This window comes from Psychrobacter sp. Pi2-51 (assembly GCF_904846665.1).
In the GTDB taxonomy this organism is placed as follows: Bacteria; Pseudomonadota; Gammaproteobacteria; order Pseudomonadales; family Moraxellaceae; genus Psychrobacter; species Psychrobacter glaciei.
Genome location: NZ_CAJHBP010000017.1, coordinates 21,082 through 40,717, shown reverse-complemented (window position 1 = coordinate 40,717; position 19,636 = coordinate 21,082). Strand labels below are relative to the sequence as shown.

Below are 19,636 nucleotides of genomic sequence, written 5' to 3'. Positions count from 1 at the left end.
GAGTGAGGAAAGATAGAAGATTATGAAAATTGTTTCCGACAAAATGCCAAAAGTAGATGTGGCAAGTATCCTTACTGCTGAGGAAATTGCTGCCATTCATGAGTTTATGCATCATTATCCGCAGGCGCGTGCCGCCTCGCTAGATGCGCTGAAAATTGTGCAAAAGCGCAACGGCTGGGTCGATGATGCGCAAGTGAATGCTATCGCTAATATCTTAGATATTCCGATGTCAGATATGGACGGCGTTGCCACGTTTTTCAACCGTATCTATCGTCAGCCTGTCGGTCGCCACGTGATTCTTATTTGTGATTCAGTGGCTTGTTATTTGACAGGTTATGAGGTGTTATCGGCTGAAATCAGATCGCAACTAAACATTGAGTATGGTCAGACGACCACTGATGGTCGTTTTACGCTATTACCGATTTGCTGCTTAGGTAACTGTGATAAAGGGCCTGCGGTGCTGATAGACGAAGACACTTATGGCCCTGTCCAGCCCTCCGAGGTCGCGCAATTATTGGAGCTATACGCATGAGTTTAACGATTTCAGAGCAAATTGCTCGTCGCGGTCAAGGCCAAGCACCAAGCCAGCTAAATGCACAGCGTGTTCCAATCTACGGTGATAAAGAGACAGCTACCAGCGAAACCAAGCCTTTGACTTGGCGTTTGGCGCATCATGATGCCGTGCTTGATTTATCCACTTATGAATCTCTAAAAGGCTTTACTGGTTTAAAAGAAGCCTTATCTAAGTCGCCCAAAGCAGTCGGTGATATGATTAAAGCTGCCAACGTCAGAGGTCGCGGTGGTGCGGGCTTTAACGCTGGTTTGAAGTGGACATTCATGTCGCCACCAGATGGTTTGCCGCGCTATCTCATCTGTAATGCTGATGAGATGGAGCCAGGTACCTTTAAAGACCGTCTATTAATGGAGCGTCTACCACTTCAGCTTATCGAAGGTATGTTGATTACTGCGCATGCTATCGGTGCAACTGACGGTTATATATTTATCCGCGGTGAGTACATTTTAGCTGCTCAGCGCTTGGTTACTGCTATCGAAGAATGCTTGGCCAATAATCTAATGGGCGATAATATTCTAGGCTCAGACTTTAGCTTTAATCTGCATGTACATACTGGCGCTGGTCGTTATATTTGTGGTGAAGAAACCGCATTGATTAACTGCTTAGAAGGTCGCCGTGCTAACCCGCGTACCAAACCACCTTTCCCGCAAATCTCTGGTGCATGGGGCAGACCAACGGTTGTCAACAACGTTGAGACCTTGTGCAATATGCCTGCGATTCTAAATCATGGCGTCGAATGGTATCAGTCGTTGTCTGACGTTAAAGGCAAAAGTAAAACGCCAGGCACAAAACTGTTTGGTTGTTCAGGCTTGGTCAATGACCCCGGTTTGTGGGAGCTACCATTTGGTTATACCGCTCGTGAAATCATCGAAGATTTGGCGGGTGGTATGAAAGACGGCAAAAAGCTTAAAGCATGGTTGCCGGGCGGCGCATCGACTGACTTTTTGACCGCTGATCATTTAGATGTGGTTGTAGACTTTGACACCATTCAAGAAGCGGGTAGCCGTATGGGTACGGGGCTGATTATGGTCGTCGACGAAGCGCAAGATATGGTGCCACTATTACGTAATCTCGAGATTTTCTTTCAGCGCGAATCCTGCGGTTGGTGTACGCCATGCCGTGATGGCCTACCGTGGGGCGTTAAACTGCTTACCGCTATCAATGATGGTGAAGGGCAAGTGGGCGATGTCGAAAAACTAGAAGGCCTGACGCGTGACTTATGGATTGGTAAAACATTCTGTGCGCATGCACCGGGCGCGATGGAACCACTGATGAGTGCGATTAAATATTTCCGTCCTGAATTTGATCAAAAAATCGCGCAGGCGGTTGGTGTCGATGTCATTGATGCGGCAGCCAATCAACAGCCAGAAGTGAAATAAGGAGAGCGGCATGGCAGTCATACATATTGATGGAACCACTGTCGAAGTAGATAGCGCAGATAACTTGCTACAAGCCTGCTTATCACTCGGCATTGATGTGCCGTATTTTTGTTATCATCCAGCCCTTGGCTCAGTAGGCTCGTGCCGTCAGTGCGCGGTCAAGCAATTCCAAAACAAAGAAGACATGGAAGCAGGTCGCGGTCGTCTCGTGATGTCATGTATGGTCGCTCCTGGCGATGACATGTACATCTCAGTCACTGACGACGAAGCCAAAGCATTTCGCAAGTCGATGGTTGAGTTACTCATGACTAACCATCCACATGACTGTCCAACCTGTGAAGAGGGCGGCCATTGTCATTTGCAAGACATGACCTATATGTCAGGTCATAGTCGTCGTCGTTATCGCTTTACCAAACGCACGCACCATAACCAAGAACTTGGTCCATTCATCGCGCATGAGATGAACCGTTGTATCGCTTGCTATCGCTGTGTACGATTTTATAAAGACTACGCGGGCGGCGAAGATTTGGGCGTTTATGGCTCAAATAATCGTGTCTACTTTGGTCGTGATAAAGATGGTCAGTTTGAAAGCGAGTTTTCAGGCAACTTAACGGAAGTCTGCCCAACAGGCGTCTTCACCGATAAAACACATTCAGAGCGTTACAACCGTAAATGGGACATGCAGTATGCGCCTAGCATCTGTCATGGCTGCTCGGCTGGTTGTAATATCTCACCGGGCGAGCGATATGGTGAATTGCGCCGTATCGAAAACCGCTATAACGGTGAAGTAAACCGCTATTTCTTATGTGACCGTGGTCGCTTTGGTTATGGCTATGTCAATCGTGACGATCGCCCAACGCAAGCGCTTGAACGTATCAATGACAAGCATGTCAAAATCAATATCGACTACGCACTTGATGAAACCATCAAACGTATCAAAGATAAAAAAGTCATCGGGATTGGCTCACCACGTGCCAGTCTAGAGACTAACTTTGCGCTAAAAAATCTGGTTGGGTTTGATAACTTCTCAACAGGTTTGAACCATCAGCAGCAAGCATTGGTCAATAAATGCATCGAAGTATTAAGTACTGACGGCATTTATAACCCAAGTATGACGGACATTGAAAGCTATGATGCGGTATTGGTGTTGGGTGAAGATATCACTCAAACTTCATCACGTGTCGCGCTGTCAGTACGTCAAGCGGCAAAAAATGAAGGCTTGAAAATGGCAGCGGCGCTACAAACACAGCCGTGGCTTGCAGAACCAGTTAAACGTATTGCTCAAGATGCGCTAAGCCCAGTCTATGTCATTGATGTAACGCAAACTAAGCTAGAAGACATCAGTAAAGTGAGTGTGGTGGCGACACCTGAAGACATTACTAAACTTGGCTTTAAAGTGGCTGATGAGATTGCAAGCTTCGCTGATGATTTAGCAGAAATAGCAGATCCACAAGCGGCTGATGCCAGTACTGAGACTGACGGTATGCAAGCGTTGGCTCAGCAGATTGCTTATGATTTGATTCAAGCAGACAAGCCACTGGTTATCTCGGGTAGTAGTTTGTCATCTACCGCATTGATAGAAGCAGCTGCACAGATTACTCAGGCATTAACGCAAAAACGCTCGGCAATCAAAGCGACTGAACAGCATCAAGTTGAGACGCATAACGCCAAAGTAAATGCGGCAACGCAACAAGCACAAACAGATCAGCCTGAAGAAGACCAAGAGCTATCAGCCAAACCAAATAAGCCTGAAACGGGTGTAAATACAGAAGTGCAGGACGATATAGAGCGTGAGCCTGCCGAACCGCTCGAATTGAAAGAAGTGAACAACAAATATCAGGCACAAGCAGGTATCTACTTAACGGTTACCGATGCTAATAGCATGGGTGTGTGCATGCTCGGCGGACAATCAGTCGAAGAGCTGCTAGCCACTGATTTTGATGTGGTTATTGTCGCTGAAAATCAGCTGACTGATGCCATCGATGCCAATAAATTGACGCAGTTATTATCTGATAAAACCGTCATTGCATTGGATCATCAGCTACTTGATTGGCATAAAGATGTGGATATCGTATTGCCAGCAGCAAGCTTTGCTGAAGCGGATGGTACGCTGATATCGGCTGAAGGCCGTGCACAGCGCTTCTTCCAAGTTTATGATAACGAATACTACCATCCGATGAGTAGCATCAAAGAAGGCTGGCGCTGGTTGCATGCAGTGCATAGCAGCATTGAAGGTCGCGATGTCGACTGGACGCAACTGGATGACGTCATCAATGCATTGATTGCCACGCATCCTAAACTGGCTGGTATCAAAGGCGCTGCGCCTGATGCTGACTACCGTATGACGGGTCTTAAAATTGCCCGTCAGCCACGTCGTTACTCAGGCCGTACCGCTATGCGTGCACCGATATCCGTCCATGAGCCAATGCAGCCAAAAGATTTGGATACTGGCTTAACCTTCTCAATGGAAGGTTATAGCGGCAAACAAACACCAAGCTCGATGATTCCTTTTGCCAATGCGGCAGGGTGGAACTCACCGCAAGCATGGAACAAATACCAAGACAAAGTCGGCGGTCATCTGAAAAATGGCGATCCAGGTGTACGCTTATTTGATCAGCTAGCACGTTTAGAAACACGTCAATATGTTGCGCCAGAAGCGATGTCTGCGACGACGACTGATATGCAGCAAGGCCAAGCCAAATTAGTGCCTATCTATAATATCTACGCCAGTTCAATGATGGCCTCACGTAGTCCAATCGTCGCAGAGCAACTGCCTGTTGCCGCATGGCGTATCGGTATGGATGATGCCAATGACTGGAATATTGCTGCTGGTGATTATTTGGCAATTGAGATTGATAAACAACAAATCACCTTGCCAGTACAAATAGTCGGTTATTTAGCAGAAGGTTGTATCGGTTACCCAGTCGGGCAGGTGAGCATCATTCACCCATCGATGCCAGCGTCGGTACGTAAAGTTGATGCGCCAGTGACCATGATGGGTAGTATGGCTGATGATAGGTCTTTGATAAATAATGATGCTGGAAACGGCATGAACGATAATAGTGCCGCGCAAATGAATACAGCGCCGACCATCACACAGGAGGTGTAATATGCAAGTTACCCGTATTATCCCTGATGTGCCAAGCTTTTTGGCGAGTAGCATGAGCTTTGATGCTTGGTCTATTCTTTTTTTGGTCAGCCAATCGCTGGTCATCTTTTTGGTAGTGGTCATCGTTGCCGCTATGATGATTGTCTATGAGCGCCGTATGTTGGCTTTGTGGCAAGATCGTTACGGTCCAAACCGAGTTGGGCCTTTTGGCTCATTGCAGCTGGTCGCAGATATGCTCAAAATCTTCTTTAAAGAAGATTGGACGCCAAATTTCACCGATAAGTTTATGTTTACGTTGGCACCTGCGGTCGCAATGTTTACCGCATTGGCCTCGTTTGCCATTATTCCTATCTCACCAACACTTGGTGTGGCTGATTGGGATATTGGTATTCTGTTCTTCTTTGCCATGGCCGGTATTGCTGTCTATGCAGTGATGTTCGGTGGTTGGGCATCTGCTAACAAATTCTCGTTATTGGGTGGCTTACGTTCAGCGGCGCAAACGATTAGTTATGAAGTCTTCTTAGGTTTGTCGTTGATGGGCGTCGTCGCTTTGACCGGTTCTTTTAATTTACGTGAGATTGTCGAATCACAAATTGACGGCTGGTATATCATTCCGCAGTTTTTTGGATTTTTGACCTTTGTGGTCGCTGGTGTGGCTGTGACTCATAGGCATCCATTTGATCAACCAGAAGCAGAGCAAGAGCTTGCCGAAGGCTATCATGTCGAATATTCTGGCATGAAATTCGGGATGTTCTTTATTGGGGAATACGTCAACGTCGTGCTGATTTCGGCATTAATGACTTGTCTGTTCTTTGGTGGTTGGCTTGCCCCTTTTAATTTAGATATTCCATTTATTCCACCAGCTTTTTGGTTCATGATTAAGACGCTGTTCTTTATGACCATGTTTATTTTGGCTCGAGGCTCACTCATGCGTCCGCGCTATGATCAGGTGATGAACTTTGGCTGGAAAGTCTGCCTGCCAGTAACGTTGATTAATTTATTAGTTACTGCCGCAGTTATTTTGATCTTTTCGCCAACGTTGTAATCATTACTAGCCATCATTGATGAACTAGGGTAAAGCTGATAAGGATAATAATCCCATGTTTACTAGCATAAAAAAGATCGTCATTGGCCTATTTACCATTGTCCGCAGCATGTGGATGGTCAATAGCCATGCGATTAGACCGCGTGACACCATTCTTTATCCTGAAGAGCCGGTACCTGTACCACCGCGCTTTCGTGGACGTATCATATTGTCTCGCGACCCTGATGGTGATGAGCGCTGCGTTGCTTGTAATTTATGCGCCGTGGCATGTCCGGTCGGCTGTATCTCATTACAGAAAGCGGAACGTGAAGATGGACGCTGGTATCCGGAGTTTTTCCGAATTAACTTCTCGCGCTGTATCTTTTGCGGCCTATGTGAAGAAGCCTGTCCGACAACAGCGATTCAAATGACGCCCGATTTTGAGCTGGGTGAATATAAGCGCCAAGATTTGGTCTATGAAAAAGAGCATTTGCTCATTTCAGGACCAGGTAAGTATCCCGATTATAACTATTATCGTGTGACGGGTATGGCAGTCGCGGACAAACCGAAAGGCGCGGCACAAAACGAAGCTGCACCGATTGATCTAAGGAGCTTGCTGCCATGATGAATATTTTGAATAGTCCTGAATTGGCAGGATTTTATGCACTTGCTGCCGTGGCTATCTTTGCCAGTCTACGAGTAGTCACCCATGCCAATCCGGTACATGCAATTTTGTCGATGATTGTGTCTTTACTAGCAGTCGCTGGCATATTTTTCGTACTCGGTGCGCCATTTGCTGGTGCGCTAGAGATTGTCGTATACGCTGGGGCAATTTTGGTGCTTTTCGTTTTTGTCATCATGATGCTCAACTTGGGCATGCGTAATGATGAGCGTGAAGAGCGCTGGCTTGATGCGGGCACTTGGGCCGTACCGACAGGATTGACCATTATTATCGCGGTTGTGCTCTATGCGATGATTGGTCTCAATCACGATGAAGCTGCTGTTATTGGCGGGGTCAGTGTTTCCTCTAAAGCGGTAGGTACTGCATTATTTAGCAAATATATTATGTTGGTAGAAATCGCTGCTTTACTATTACTAGCGGCGCTAGTGGCTGCTTATCATGTGGGTAAAGAGTCATCTGATGATGAAATTGTCGGTAATGACAGTCAAGACTTTAAGCCCAGTGTGGGCAGTATCCAGCAATACGATAACGAAAGCACTCATACAGAATATGATGCGGTAAAAATGGCTAAACCCTACGAATATAAAGATGTCGATCCGCATGACTACGTTGGTAAGAAGGTAAGTATGCAAGTGGGTATGAAAAAAGTCACGCGCAAGGAGTCAGACTGATGGTACTAGCAGCAAGCGTGGCACAAGATGTGTCGAACGTGCCGTTTGCCCATGAGGTAGCAGGCTTAGTACAGCCCGCTGCCGCGGCGCAAAATGTACTGGGTATGATACCCATGAGCCATGGACTGATTTTGGCGGGTATTTTATTCGCCATTGGTCTGTGCGGTGTCATGGTACGGCGTAACTTTTTATTTATGCTAATGAGCCTTGAGATCATGATGAATGCGGCAGCATTAGCATTTGTGGTTGCAGGCAGTCGCTGGGTCGATCCAGATGGACAAATTATGTTTATCTTTATTTTGACGTTGGCCGCCGCTGAAGCCTCTATTGGTCTGGCAATATTATTGCGTTTTTATCATCAGCGTGGGCATCTCGATGTCGATAGCGCCAATGAGATGAAAGGATGATGTCATGAGTTTATTACCATTAACCTTTATATTCCCGCTCGTTGGCTTTTTAATTTTAGCCTTTATGCGTGACAAATTATCAGAGCAAGTGGCCGCGATGGTTGGTGTTGGCAGTATGCTGCTATCAGCACTATGCACATTGGTGGTCAGCTATACCTTTTTAACCAGCAATCCAGCAGGTACGGTCGTTGAGATTCCGCTATGGACATGGTTCCAAGTGGGAGACTTTGCACCAAACTTTGGCTTGAGCTTTGACGGTTTGGCATTGACGATGACGGGTGTTATTACCGGCATTGGCTTTTTAATTCATCTGTTTGCCGCTTGGTATATGAAAGGCGACACTGGCTTTGCCCGTTTCTTTAGCTATATGAACTTGTTCGTCGCCAGCATGCTATTGCTGGTATTGGCGGACAATTTATTTTTGCTTTATCTCGGTTGGGAAGGCGTCGGTATCTGTTCTTACCTTTTGATTGGTTTTTATTATCATGATAGAGCCAATGGTCGCGCAGCGATGAAAGCCTTTACGGTCACGCGTGTTGGCGATGTGTTCTTAGCGTTTGGTTTGTTTTTATTGTTCCGTGAATTTGGCACGCTTAATATTCAAGAGATTATTACGCGCGCGCCAGAAGTCTTTGACATCAATAATCCAACGATGATGCTAACCACCATGATGTTGGTCGGCGGCGCGATGGGTAAATCAGCCCAGTTGCCATTACATACTTGGCTTGCTGATGCGATGGCAGGTCCGACACCAGTATCAGCGCTGATTCATGCGGCAACGATGGTCACGGCAGGCGTTTATTTGATCGCCCGCCTACATCCATTGTTTGAGCTCACTCCTGGTATCTTATTGTATTGGGTTGGCGGTGTAGGGGCATTGACGTTAGTCGTTGCTGGATTCTGTGCACTGGCGCAAACTGATATTAAACGTATCCTTGCCTATTCAACCATGAGCCAAATTGGCTATATGTTCCTAGCGCTCGGCGTGGGTGCTTGGCAAGGTGCGATCTTCCATTTGATGACGCATGCTTTCTTTAAAGCCTTGTTATTCTTGTCATCAGGTGCGGTCATTCTTGCAGTACACCATGAGCAAAACATCTTTAAGATGGGCGGCTTACGTAAAAAGATACCGTTGGTATTTTGGTGTTATATCATTGGTGGCGGTGCACTTGCAGCGATACCTTGGGTCACCGTTGGTTTTTATTCTAAAGAAGCGATTCTTTGGGAGACCTATGCAACCGGTCACATGGTCTTATTTTATATGGGTGTATTCGGTGCTTTCTTAACGGCACTTTATACGTTCCGTATGATTTGGATTGTGTTTTTTGGCGAAGAAAAAACGCCTGCGCACAAGTTGTCAGGAATATCTTATTGGTTGCCGCTGACTGTATTGCTGGTGCTATCAACTGCGGTTGGCGCATTGATTACGCCACCATTGCAAGGGGTGCTGCCAGAGAGCGTTGGTCATTTATTAGAAGTTGCTGGTCAAGCGCATGCCAAGCACACCGCAGAGTATATCGCGATGGGTGCAATGGCGGCAGGTTTGATATTGGCGGCACTATTATATGTCGTGGATAAAGGTCGTCTACTCACCAGCTTTAAGCGCTCACGTATTGGTGGGGCGCTATATCACTGGTGCTATCACGGTCTAGGCTTTGACGCGCTATACGATATAATTTTTGTAAAACCCTTTTTGTTCATCGGCCGCTTATTTAAAGCCGATCCTGTTGATAAAACGTGGCTTTTATTACCTAAGCTGGCTTCAGCAGGTAATAAAGTATTGTCTGCGACGCAAACAGGGTCACTTCGAGGCTACGCTACAAGCTTTGGCTTGGGTATTGCTGTATTGCTGGTGCTGGTAATGATGACGGTGGTATAAGATGATAGAGTTACAACAAACGTGGATGCTACCAGCATTGATTGCGATTCCGTTTATTGCAGGATTGCTATGTTGGTTGGTAGAGCGAGTTAATAAACGTCTGCCGCGCTGGATTGCTTTAATCGGTATGACGTTGACCTTTGTATTGTCACTGGTACTGTGGCAATACGGTGATTTTGGCGGTATGAGCAAGCAGGTGATTGCACCAGATGCGGCTGTGCCTTGGGTCGCTGAATTTAGTGTGCCGTGGATACCGACTTTTGGTATCAGCTTTCATTTAGCCTTAGATGGCTTGTCGCTCATGATGGTGGCCTTAACCGGTCTACTAGGTATTGCAGCGGTTGCCTGTTCGTGGAATGAGATCCAACGTCGTGTTGGTTTCTTCCATCTGAACTTGCTATGGAGCTTGGGCGGTGTCATCGGTGTTTTCTTAGCCATTGACCTGTTTTTGTTCTTCTTCTTTTGGGAGATGATGCTGGTTCCTATCTATTTCTTGATCGCCATTTGGGGTCATGATGTGGTCGGTGGCAAGACCAAAGAATACGCGGCAACCAAGTTCTTTATCTATACCCAAGCGTCTGGGCTTATCATGCTCATTGGCATATTGGTATTGGTCATTATCAGCTACGCGCAAAAAGGCGTGGTCAGCTTTAATTACAATGATTTGCTCGGTACGTCGCTCGGTGGTTGGGAATACCCCATCATGCTATGCTTCTTTATTGGCTTTGCGGTCAAGCTGCCGATTGTTCCTTTTCATGGCTGGCTACCTGACGCGCATGCGCAGGCACCAACGGCTGGTTCGGTTGATTTGGCAGGGGTACTGATTAAGACGGCTGCTTATGGTTTGATTCGTTTTGTCTTACCGTTATTCCCAGCAGCATCACAAGATTTTGCGCCGATTGCGATGACTTTAGGTACGATTGGCATCTTCTATGGTGCTTGGTTGGCCTTTATGCAAACCGATATGAAGCGTTTGCTGGCTTATACCAGTATCTCGCACATGGGTTTTGTGGTCTTGGCAATCTATGCTGGCAGCTTACTCAGCTTGCAAGGTTTGATGATTCAGATGTTAGCGCACGGCTTAAGTTCGGCAGCATTGTTCATCATGGCAGGGCAGTTATACGAGCGTCTGCATACTCGTGATTTAACCTTGATGGGCGGCATGTGGGGACAATTCCGCTACTATGCACCCATATTGATGTTCTTCTGTGCCGCCTTATTGGGTATCCCAGGTACAGGGAACTTCATCGGTGAGTTCATGATTTTACTAGGCGCATTTGCCCAGTATCCTGTGTTTGTGGTATTAGCCACTTTCAGCTTGGTATTGGCAGGATTGTACTCGCTGATCTTGATCCATCGTGCATTATTTGGTACCAATAATATTGAAGCATTGGCCATGCGCGAGACCAAGTCACACGGTTTGCCGAACCGAAAATTAAAAGATTTAGGCAAACGTGAGCTGTCGTTATTACTGATGTTGGCCGCTGGTTTGGTCTGGCTTGGACTGTATCCACAGCCGTTCCTTGATACCTCAAGCCATGCTATGCAGTGGATCAATAATGCCTATATATATAGTCAAGTGACACAAGTAGATGCATCGCAGCTGCTTGATGCAATGGAGGCACGTTAAGTCATGAATGAATTTACGATGAATGATTTGATGGGACTGATGCCTTATGCACCGATCATTGCCGTCGTCATTACGGTATTGCTGGTAATGATCGCCATCACCATTAAACGCTCACATATTGTGACGGGTACTATTACGGTCGTCGGCCTAAACATTGCTCTGTTCACTTTAATTGGGCAAATGGCAGGCATAATCACCAGTGGCTCGGAGTTACCAATCGCTGAACAGCTTTTTGTGATTGATAACTTCGCGCAGTTCAACATGGTGGTAATACTGATCTGTGCGCTGGCTTGTTGTACTTTATCTTACGCCTATTTGGCCGATTTTAAAGACAATAAAGATGAGTTGTACTTGCTGATGCTGCTATCGACCACGGGCGCGCTGCTCATGGTGTGTGCTCAGCATATGGCATCGTTCTTTATGAGCTTAGAGCTGCTCTCAGTACCATTGTACGGTCTGCTGTCCTATACTTACATGCGCAACCGCTCGCTGGAGTCAGGACTTAAATATCTGGTACTGTCAGCGACGGCATCGGCCACCTTGCTGATGGGTATGGCCTTCATCTACGCTGAAGTAGGCTCACTAGCATTTAAACCAATCGGCATGGTGCTGGGCAACCTCTTTGAATCGCCACTATTGATATTGGGCGCGGCGATGATGATGTTCGGTATTGCCTTTAAACTGTCGGCAGCACCGTTTCATATGTGGACACCCGATGTTTACGAAGGCGCACCTGCACCTATCGCGACTTTCTTAGCATCGGTATCCAAAGTTGCTATGATGGCGCTTGCGGTACGATTCTTAATCGATACCTCTTTATTGGCGTTGCCGTCGGTACAAATGCTATTGATGGTCATGGCGACCTTATCTATTTTGGCAGGTAACTTGTTGGCGGTTCGTCAAACCAGCCTCAAACGTCTATTGGGTTATTCTTCAATTGCGCATATGGGTTATGTGCTGATCGTGATCGTCAGTATTGGTTCAGCCGCAGATAGTATCTCTAGCATGTATATGGCGGTTTATGCCTTTACCTCTATCGGTGCCTTTGGTGTCGTGACCTTGATGTCGAGCCCGTATCGCTTGGCTGGTGAAGCGGATGAGCTGACCCACTATCAAGGACTGTTTTGGCGTCGTCCAGTGTTGACTGCTGTCATGACCATTATGATGTTGTCATTGGCTGGCATTCCACTAACGGCAGGCTTTATCACTAAGTTATTTGCCATATTAGCTGCTGTACAAGGAGCCAATTGGTTCTTAGCAGCGATGATTATCTTAGGTAGTGCGATTGGCTTATTCTATTACTTACGTGTCTTACTTACACTGTTCAAACGTCCTAAGCAATTCATTGAGTTTGATGTTTCTGGGCAATGGGGTATTCGCACTGGTGGTATTATGGTAATAGCGGTGACTGCGATGATAGTCTTCTTTGGTATCTTGCCGAACACGCTGATTGAATGGGCAAGTCTGGCACGTATATGGTAATACCATTATAAATATAAGATAAGTCGCCGTATTTGTATGGTGCTGCTTATCTGCTGTTACGGTTAGAAAACCCAGATGCGCCAGCTTTATGATAAGCTTGGCGCATCTTTTTTTATTGTTTAAATTCTTATAAAAATAAATTTAATAAAGTATAAGTGACGAATGATTATGAGTGACAATATCCAAACCGTAACTGTTCTGAGTAAGACTACTTGGACACCAAATCTGTTTAGCTTTACGGTCAGCCGTCCTGCCAGCTTTAAATTTACGGCGGGTCAATTTGTACGTTTGGGTGTTAACCCGAGCCAATTACAGTATTATCAGCAGCAAGATGAGGCCTCTAGCGACGTATCTGATGCTGCATTAAATGAAGATATCTTTCGTGCTTATTCGATTATCTCCTCTCCCTTTGACGAGGTGTTAGAATTTTTCTCTATCGTCATTCCTGATGGTGCGTTTACTTCGCAGCTGCAACATTTACAAGTGGGCGATGAGCTATTGCTCAATACCATGCCGTTTGGTTTTTTAACCTTAGTGCGTTATCAAAAACCATTGCCCAAAGATTTATGGCTGCTCGCAACAGGTACTGGCCTCGCACCGTTTTTATCCATGCTACAAGACTTGCAAACGTGGCAGGATTACGAGCACATTGTATTAGCCTATAGTGCGCGGTCGATAGAAGAGCTGGCTTATGTGGATAAGATAGAAAGTCTACAAGAAGAATTTGGCACGTTAGTAGATAATCCAGCCAAATTAATATTCATCCCTATCGTTACTCGTGAGCCAGTTGAGGGCACACTGGCAGAGCGTCTACCAAAACTGTTATTAGATGGCACGCTACAAGAGCGAGCAGGTATAGCGTTAGACACTGATAGCACGCATGTCATGCTGTGCGGCAATCCAGACATGGTAGAGGATACCAAAGAGACGCTAAAGTCATTAGGGTTGGTGATGAATCGTCGCGGTGAGGGCAATATTGCGGTAGAAAACTACTGGTAGTCGTCTTATCTCTTTACGCTAATGAAAATTGACTCGATAAAAACAAAAACGCTGACTCTTAAAAGACCATAGTCTCCAAGAGTCAGCGTTTTTTTGTGAGCTAAAAGTATAGTCAGTGAAAAGTAATATCGATACATCATGCACTGCTGATGTCAATTTTTCTTGCTTGCTTGCTTGCTTGCTTGCTTGCTGTGCCTGTGCAGACAGAGGCGACAAAAAATTGATATCAGCAATACCGTCGCGTTTTTAGGATATTTTGACTATAGTGGGTTCTAAACTTGACTCGGTTCGGTGGCATCATCAATCGGGTTGATTGGACCTTGCATGAGTTCAGGCTCGTCATCGTCGCCAATGATATCTTCGTTGCTGCTTGCTGCTAATAGATCACGATAATTGATTTGCGTCTTCAAAATCATTTGCTCTTCTTCAATTTCGCCATAATTCACTTGTACCTTATGCAAAGCACTCATGATTTTTTTGTTCTTTTTTAGCCAGCGATTGATATCGAGATAAATAACTTCATCTTTTGCGCGTGCGATATTGATATAAGACAAAATAAAACCCAAAGGATCTTTTTTTAGGATGCGATGGTAGAACCAAATGAACAGCTTGACGCCTTGACGTTTGATAAATGACTCGCAGCGTAAGTTAAGCACATCGGTATAAGTTTGTTGCCCAAATACAAAGCGCTGTACATTACGATCAAGTTGCACATGAACCAAGCTAAAATTACTGGCGATTTCTACATAAATACCGGCTACGTTGATAGTGCAGTACAAGCGAAACCAATCATCATGCATCTCAACACGCAGCTCTAAGATGGCTTTGACATTGTCGGTCACGAACTTTTGCAGAGCATCATTAACATAGCTCTGAGCGACTGGCAGAGACAGCTCATCTTCAAGTTTATCAGTCGTTCTATCGTATAGGTTCTTGATGGTTTGGGTTATGCGATCCCAACCATCGCTGAATGACTCGTCAAAACGATAGCCGATACTATCGAAAAAGTCATCAAAACTGTCTGAATTATTCACGTTATCAAAATCACTCAAACTTATTATCCTTATAAATATAGGGCAGCAACATCAAAGGCGACGCAAAGAATCGTTTATGAAGTATGGATGGTCAATGATGGTCAATGATGGTTTTCTAGTTATCAGGCATACTAATAGTAGTCAAAAAACACGACGCCATGGAACTTGCTTGGTTACAGCATTTTTTACTAAGCTCGCCGAGTGCTAGGTACTGCCTTAGCAAACACAAATGAAAAAGTCATGCTTGATAGGGTAATACCTAATAGTTGATAATGTTGTCATTAGAAACAGTATATAACAAAACAGAAGCATGCAAAATGAACACATGCGTTTTGTCGGTATTCATTTGATAAGCATACTTAATATCAATGAACCAATCACATAATCTTGTGGGGTTATTTTTGCTATGCGACTAGGGTGTGTGATGACCCTAGTACCGCAAAATGATGCATAAGTGGCATAAGGTTGGTCAGCCACGGTTATGCTAGCGACATAATTATATGTCATGTTATGATAGCGCCGACATGTGCCACAGATAACGCGCCTTACTTTTATTCAGCGTATTGTCTGCTGCCTTTATACTTATAAGCTCATATCCAGAAGCTGAGACCAATTGTGGCCTATATCAAAGACTCACAAAGCTACCACTTTTCAGCGCAAGCACCCAAGCGTGATATCAGCTTGCCTGTTGCTATTGCCATCGCGGTAGCCGTCCATGCGTTGATTATTTTTGGTATCAGCTTTTCTATGGGCAAAGATCCCGCAGCGATGATGCAAGACGTGGCTAAGGCGCTAGCCGATAATGTGCAGCCAAATGAAGATGCCCACTTTATTGCCAACGCCTCTCAAGAGGGCGGTGGTACGGTACGTGAGCTTTTGAGGCAAGAGACCGATCAGAGCAGTCCATTGTCTGCTGAGCAAATGAGCGAAACCCAAGACGTGATCAGTTTGCAGCGTCAAGTTCGCCAGCAACGCTATCAAGAGAGCTATCTGCGTACCACGCTAAGCTGGCGACAGGCTACGGTAGAGTCTGATAATGACAGTAAGCAAGTAAAAGATGATCTCATGGCACAAGAAGAGCGACTGCGTAAGCAAATTGCCACCTTAGAGGCGCAACTGTCTCAGCGTCAGCAGCTCTATGCAACCAAGTCGAAAGTAGTGACGGTCGATAGTAATTCAACGACGCGTGGTGCAGCCGCTGACTATATCAATACTTTTCGTGAACATGTCGAGCGCGTTGGTAATTTACAATATCCTGCTCAAGCGCGTGCGCAAGGTATTACGGGTGAAGTGCGCCTCATGGTCATTATTAGTCATGACGGTAATATTAAAGCCATTCGCCTGCTTGAAAGCTCAGATTCTACGATATTGGACGAAGCTGCTAAGCAGTCAGTACGGCAAGCAGCGCCCTTTGGTAAGTTCACTAAAGACATGCATGATATAGTCGAGTTGCGTTTGATACGTACCTACCGTTATAGTGACAAAGTAGATGTGACTTATTAGGATAACAAGTTAAGATAACAAGAATCAGTTCGAACCCCTAATAGCAGACACCCAAATTCATAAAATACAGCGATAGAATAAAGAGTCATTATGGAATTTTTAGGTTTTACAATAGATGTGGCCACGCTAACCAGCACTGCAATAGAGTTAGTCATCAAAGTGGCTTTGGCAATACTCATATTCATCATCGGACGCTGGCTGGCCAAAAAGGCGGTCGCTTTCTCTAATCGTCTTATGATGCGTAGCCATCTAGATGAGACAGTCGCTGGATTTTTGAGCCGTCTGTTGTATGGCGTGTTACTGGTCGTGATTACCTTGGCTGCGCTAAGCAAAGTTGGTGTGCAAACCACATCAGTCGTCGCTATCTTGGGTGGTGCCGCCGTTGCCATTGGTCTGTCATTAAAGGATCAGCTGTCGAACTTTGCCGCTGGTATTATGATTGTGACTTTTCGCCCGTTTGTACGCGGTGACTATGTCCAGATCAGCAGTTATACTGGCACGGTAACTGAGATTAGCTTGGTTAATACCCATTTAACGACCATTAACAATCACGATATCATCATTCCTAATAGCGATATCACCACGTCAGCCGTTGTCAACTATACCGCGCTACCCAATCGCCGCGTCGATATTACGGTTGGTATTGGCTACGATGCCGATATAAAAACGGCCAAAGAGGTGATGCTAAGCCTCGCAAGAAACAATGCATTGGCGTTTACTGATCCTGAGCCTATCGTGCGAGTGACCAATTTGGGTGATAATTCAGTGGATTTAACCCTAAACGTTTGGACGACCAATGCTGACTGGTGGTCGATGCAATGCGAGCTACTAGAGCAGTTCAAACATGCGCTCGATGACGAAAAAATTGAGATTCCATTCCCGCAGCGCAGTGTCCATGTTAAAGGCTTAGATCATATGATTAATCAGATGGGCCAAGCGCAGAAACTGCCATTGGCTAAAGATTAGTCCATAAAGCTCTAGTGAGTAAAAGCGCATATATTTAAATATAAGGATTTGGTAGGTTCAAGCCTGCCAAAATCTCAATCTCAAAGCTTTCCATCTCATCTTGCTCGGCCTGCCCAAGCTCATGATCAAACCCTAATAAGTGCAGTACACCATGTATCAATAGGTGACTAATATGCTGCGCGACGGTTTTGTCTTGCTCGGCGGCCTCACGTACCATGACCTCATGACAAATGATTAACTCACCCAGTGGCAGCGTTGGCATCAGCTCAATGATGGCAGCTGGCATGTCGCTTGGGTAGGATAAAATGTTAGTCGCATAATCTTTGCCACGCGCTTCCAGATTCAATTCGCGTCCTTCTGTCTCATCCGTAATATATATATCGAGTGCTTTTGGCTTCTCTTGCCATTGCTCAAAGTCAATATCTGTAAAGTAAGGCAGAGTCATACCAGTGTTAATACGTTCATCGATATAATTCAAAGTTGCCATTATGACTGGTAACAGATTATCTGCACTATAAAAGCGATCAATCAAATTATCATCAATACTGTCAATCGCGCTGACATTGAGATCTGCGCTGGTCAGATTAGTTGCAGCTGTTTCAGTCATACTATTATCATTAGCTTGGTTCATTTTTCTATCCTTTAAAAAACAGCAGACCCTAATAAAAAACCGAACTACTGTCTTTAGTAATCCGGTTTTGATTATTTTGAAAGCTAATATTTTGAAACCTAATGTTTTAAAGCTAAAGGTTCTAATGTTCAACGTTTCATTATGGCTACAATTTATCAGCTATAGCTTCTCACCTATAACTTAGCAGCTGCGTTGCTGATCGCTTGTCTACGCTCTTGCTCAGCTAAACGTTCTTGTTTGCGCTTTTCTTCTAGGATCAACTGCTCAGTGTCAAATACTTCATAAGCTTCAACGATTTGTTGTACCAATTGATGGCGTACCACGTCTTTTGAATCGAATTTAGTGATGTGAATCTCTTCGATACCGCTCAAAATTTCGAGCGCTTGCGTTAGTCCTGATTTGGTACCGCGTGGCAAATCGACCTGAGTAATGTCACCTGTGATGACTGCACGTGAGCCAAAGCCTAAGCGTGTCAAAAACATTTTCATCTGCTCAGGTGTGGTGTTCTGTGCTTCATCCAAAATAACAAACGAGTTGTTCAAAGTACGACCACGCATATAAGCCAGTGGCGCAACTTCAATGATTTGCTTTTCAATCATTTTTCCGACTTTTTCAAAGCCAAGCATCTCGTATAACGCATCGTATAACGGGCGTAAGTAGGGATCGATTTTTTGTGACAAGTCACCCGGTAAAAAGCCTAGCTTTTCGCCTGCTTCTACCGCAGGGCGCACCAATAAAATACGCTCAATCTCATTACGCTCTATCATATCGACCGCACAGGCAACAGCAAGATACGTCTTACCCGTACCCGCAGGCCCAATACCGAAGGAGACATCAGAGCTTAAGACGTTTTTCACATAACTTTGTTGATTGCCACCGCGCGGAATGATTTTACCTTTGCGCGTGCGCAAACTAATAGGAGTGAACTCACTGGCGGTTTCTAAATTATTCTCATTTTCTTCAGCAGTAGCTTGCTCATCTGCCTCGTTATCTTGATCGCGCGCAATGCTTGACTGGATAATGAGGTGCAGCTCTTCTGCGCTAATATCTTTTGAGTTTTGAGCTTCATCGACCATTTTGTAAATGATGCGTTCGCCACGCTCAACGCCAGTGATATCACCACTCAGGCAAAAATCTCCTTGGCGTTGGCTGATTTTGATATCGAGGCGTTCTTGGATATATTTCATGTGGTTGTTGTATTCACCAAGCACGGTCTTGAGCTGTGCTGGGGTCAATGATTCGAACTTTATACGGCGGCTCATGGAATCAGTCAATCGATTATCCTTATATTGGTAGCCCGATGCTATTCTTATTTATTGATAGAAGCATGGGTGTAATAGATAAAATAGTCAGTAACACTTTTAGAGAGTAGAGACAACAATGACGGTAAAATTATTATGTAGTTTGTCGATAGTAACAAGTGAATGGCCTTCCTTCATTATGGTAGATAGATTTTAAAATTCAAGCCATAGATGGCATGGACAGCCTTGTTTTTGTATGGCGATTGCAACCGTTGTGCCAATATTTTGCAAGCACTGCCGCTTAAGCTAAGTAACTTTGTGCCTTAAGTAAGCTGGCACTGTTATTTTAGATAGTCGATGCTTTTTGTACACGCTGTCTGTACCGTCAAGAGCACTGAATGATGGACAATTTGTGGTAATCTATC

General features: G+C 45.2%; 16 protein-coding genes. 13 read left to right on the top strand and 3 right to left on the bottom strand.

What is annotated here, in order from left to right:
* Window positions 1–22: 22 nt before the first annotated feature.
* The 11 genes from nuoE to JMY08_RS09765 all read left to right on the top strand — a co-directional run bounded on the left by nuoE (window position 23) and on the right by JMY08_RS09765 (window position 13,836).
* Window positions 23–532, top strand: coding sequence for an NADH-quinone oxidoreductase subunit NuoE (gene nuoE / locus JMY08_RS09815; RefSeq protein WP_194620359.1), 510 nt, complete (start codon window positions 23–25; stop codon window positions 530–532).
* On the top strand, window positions 529–1,953 hold the full coding sequence (nuoF, locus tag JMY08_RS09810; RefSeq protein WP_201593098.1) for an NADH-quinone oxidoreductase subunit NuoF: 1,425 nt from the start codon (window positions 529–531) through the stop codon (window positions 1,951–1,953). Before nuoE ends, nuoF begins: the two co-directional genes overlap by 4 nt.
* A gap of 10 nt (window positions 1,954–1,963) precedes the next feature.
* On the top strand, window positions 1,964–5,062 hold the full coding sequence (gene nuoG, locus JMY08_RS09805) for an NADH-quinone oxidoreductase subunit NuoG (RefSeq protein WP_201593097.1): 3,099 nt from the start codon (window positions 1,964–1,966) through the stop codon (window positions 5,060–5,062).
* Between the two features lie 52 nt (window positions 5,063–5,114).
* Window positions 5,115–6,107, top strand: coding sequence for an NADH-quinone oxidoreductase subunit NuoH (nuoH, locus tag JMY08_RS09800; RefSeq protein ID WP_189586605.1), 993 nt, complete (start codon window positions 5,115–5,117; stop codon window positions 6,105–6,107).
* A gap of 55 nt (window positions 6,108–6,162) precedes the next feature.
* Window positions 6,163–6,711 carry an NADH-quinone oxidoreductase subunit NuoI gene (gene nuoI / locus JMY08_RS09795; RefSeq protein WP_189586455.1) on the top strand — a complete coding sequence of 183 codons (549 nt, stop codon included), beginning with the start codon at window positions 6,163–6,165 and terminating at the stop codon, window positions 6,709–6,711.
* A complete protein-coding gene (gene nuoJ, locus JMY08_RS09790) occupies window positions 6,708–7,439 on the top strand; it encodes an NADH-quinone oxidoreductase subunit J (RefSeq protein ID WP_189586458.1) in 732 nt (243 codons plus the stop codon). Before nuoI ends, nuoJ begins: the two co-directional genes overlap by 4 nt.
* 98 nt (window positions 7,440–7,537) lie before the next feature.
* Window positions 7,538–7,846: an NADH-quinone oxidoreductase subunit NuoK gene (gene nuoK, locus JMY08_RS09785; protein ID WP_025653102.1), complete on the top strand. Its 309-nt coding sequence runs from the start codon at window positions 7,538–7,540 to the stop codon at window positions 7,844–7,846.
* A gap of 4 nt (window positions 7,847–7,850) precedes the next feature.
* Window positions 7,851–9,725: an NADH-quinone oxidoreductase subunit L gene (nuoL, locus tag JMY08_RS09780; RefSeq protein WP_201593096.1), complete on the top strand. Its 1,875-nt coding sequence runs from the start codon at window positions 7,851–7,853 to the stop codon at window positions 9,723–9,725.
* 1 nt (window position 9,726) lies between these two features.
* Window positions 9,727–11,355 carry an NADH-quinone oxidoreductase subunit M gene (gene nuoM, locus JMY08_RS09775; RefSeq protein ID WP_201593095.1) on the top strand — a complete coding sequence of 543 codons (1,629 nt, stop codon included), beginning with the start codon at window positions 9,727–9,729 and terminating at the stop codon, window positions 11,353–11,355.
* Window positions 11,356–11,358: 3 nt separating this feature from the next.
* The gene (gene nuoN, locus JMY08_RS09770; RefSeq protein ID WP_201593094.1) at window positions 11,359–12,837 is read left to right on the top strand and encodes an NADH-quinone oxidoreductase subunit NuoN; all 1,479 of its coding nucleotides are present in this window, start codon (window positions 11,359–11,361) and stop codon (window positions 12,835–12,837) included.
* Window positions 12,838–13,005: 168 nt separating this feature from the next.
* Entirely contained in the window at window positions 13,006–13,836 is an 831-nt protein-coding gene (locus tag JMY08_RS09765; protein WP_201593093.1) for a ferredoxin--NADP reductase, read from the top strand.
* Between the two features lie 272 nt (window positions 13,837–14,108).
* Here JMY08_RS09765 and JMY08_RS09760 read toward each other — a convergent pair whose 3' ends face one another.
* Window positions 14,109–14,888, bottom strand: a complete 780-nt coding sequence (locus JMY08_RS09760) for a hypothetical protein (protein WP_010198924.1) — start codon at window positions 14,886–14,888, stop codon at window positions 14,109–14,111.
* A 597-nt stretch (window positions 14,889–15,485) separates the two neighbouring features.
* On the opposite strand from JMY08_RS09760, the gene JMY08_RS09755 reads away from it, so the two are divergent.
* Window positions 15,486–16,373 carry an energy transducer TonB gene (locus JMY08_RS09755; RefSeq protein ID WP_201593091.1) on the top strand — a complete coding sequence of 296 codons (888 nt, stop codon included), beginning with the start codon at window positions 15,486–15,488 and terminating at the stop codon, window positions 16,371–16,373.
* A 90-nt stretch (window positions 16,374–16,463) separates the two neighbouring features.
* Window positions 16,464–17,339 carry a mechanosensitive ion channel family protein gene (locus JMY08_RS09750; protein ID WP_010198929.1) on the top strand — a complete coding sequence of 292 codons (876 nt, stop codon included), beginning with the start codon at window positions 16,464–16,466 and terminating at the stop codon, window positions 17,337–17,339.
* A 34-nt stretch (window positions 17,340–17,373) separates the two neighbouring features.
* Here the strand turns inward: JMY08_RS09750 and ybeY are convergent, their stop codons facing one another.
* The gene (gene ybeY / locus JMY08_RS09745) at window positions 17,374–17,970 is read right to left on the bottom strand and encodes an rRNA maturation RNase YbeY (protein WP_227679651.1); all 597 of its coding nucleotides are present in this window, start codon (window positions 17,968–17,970) and stop codon (window positions 17,374–17,376) included.
* Between the two features lie 173 nt (window positions 17,971–18,143).
* Entirely contained in the window at window positions 18,144–19,232 is a 1,089-nt protein-coding gene (locus tag JMY08_RS09740; protein WP_201593121.1) for a PhoH family protein, read from the bottom strand.
* Window positions 19,233–19,636 lie beyond the last annotated feature (404 nt).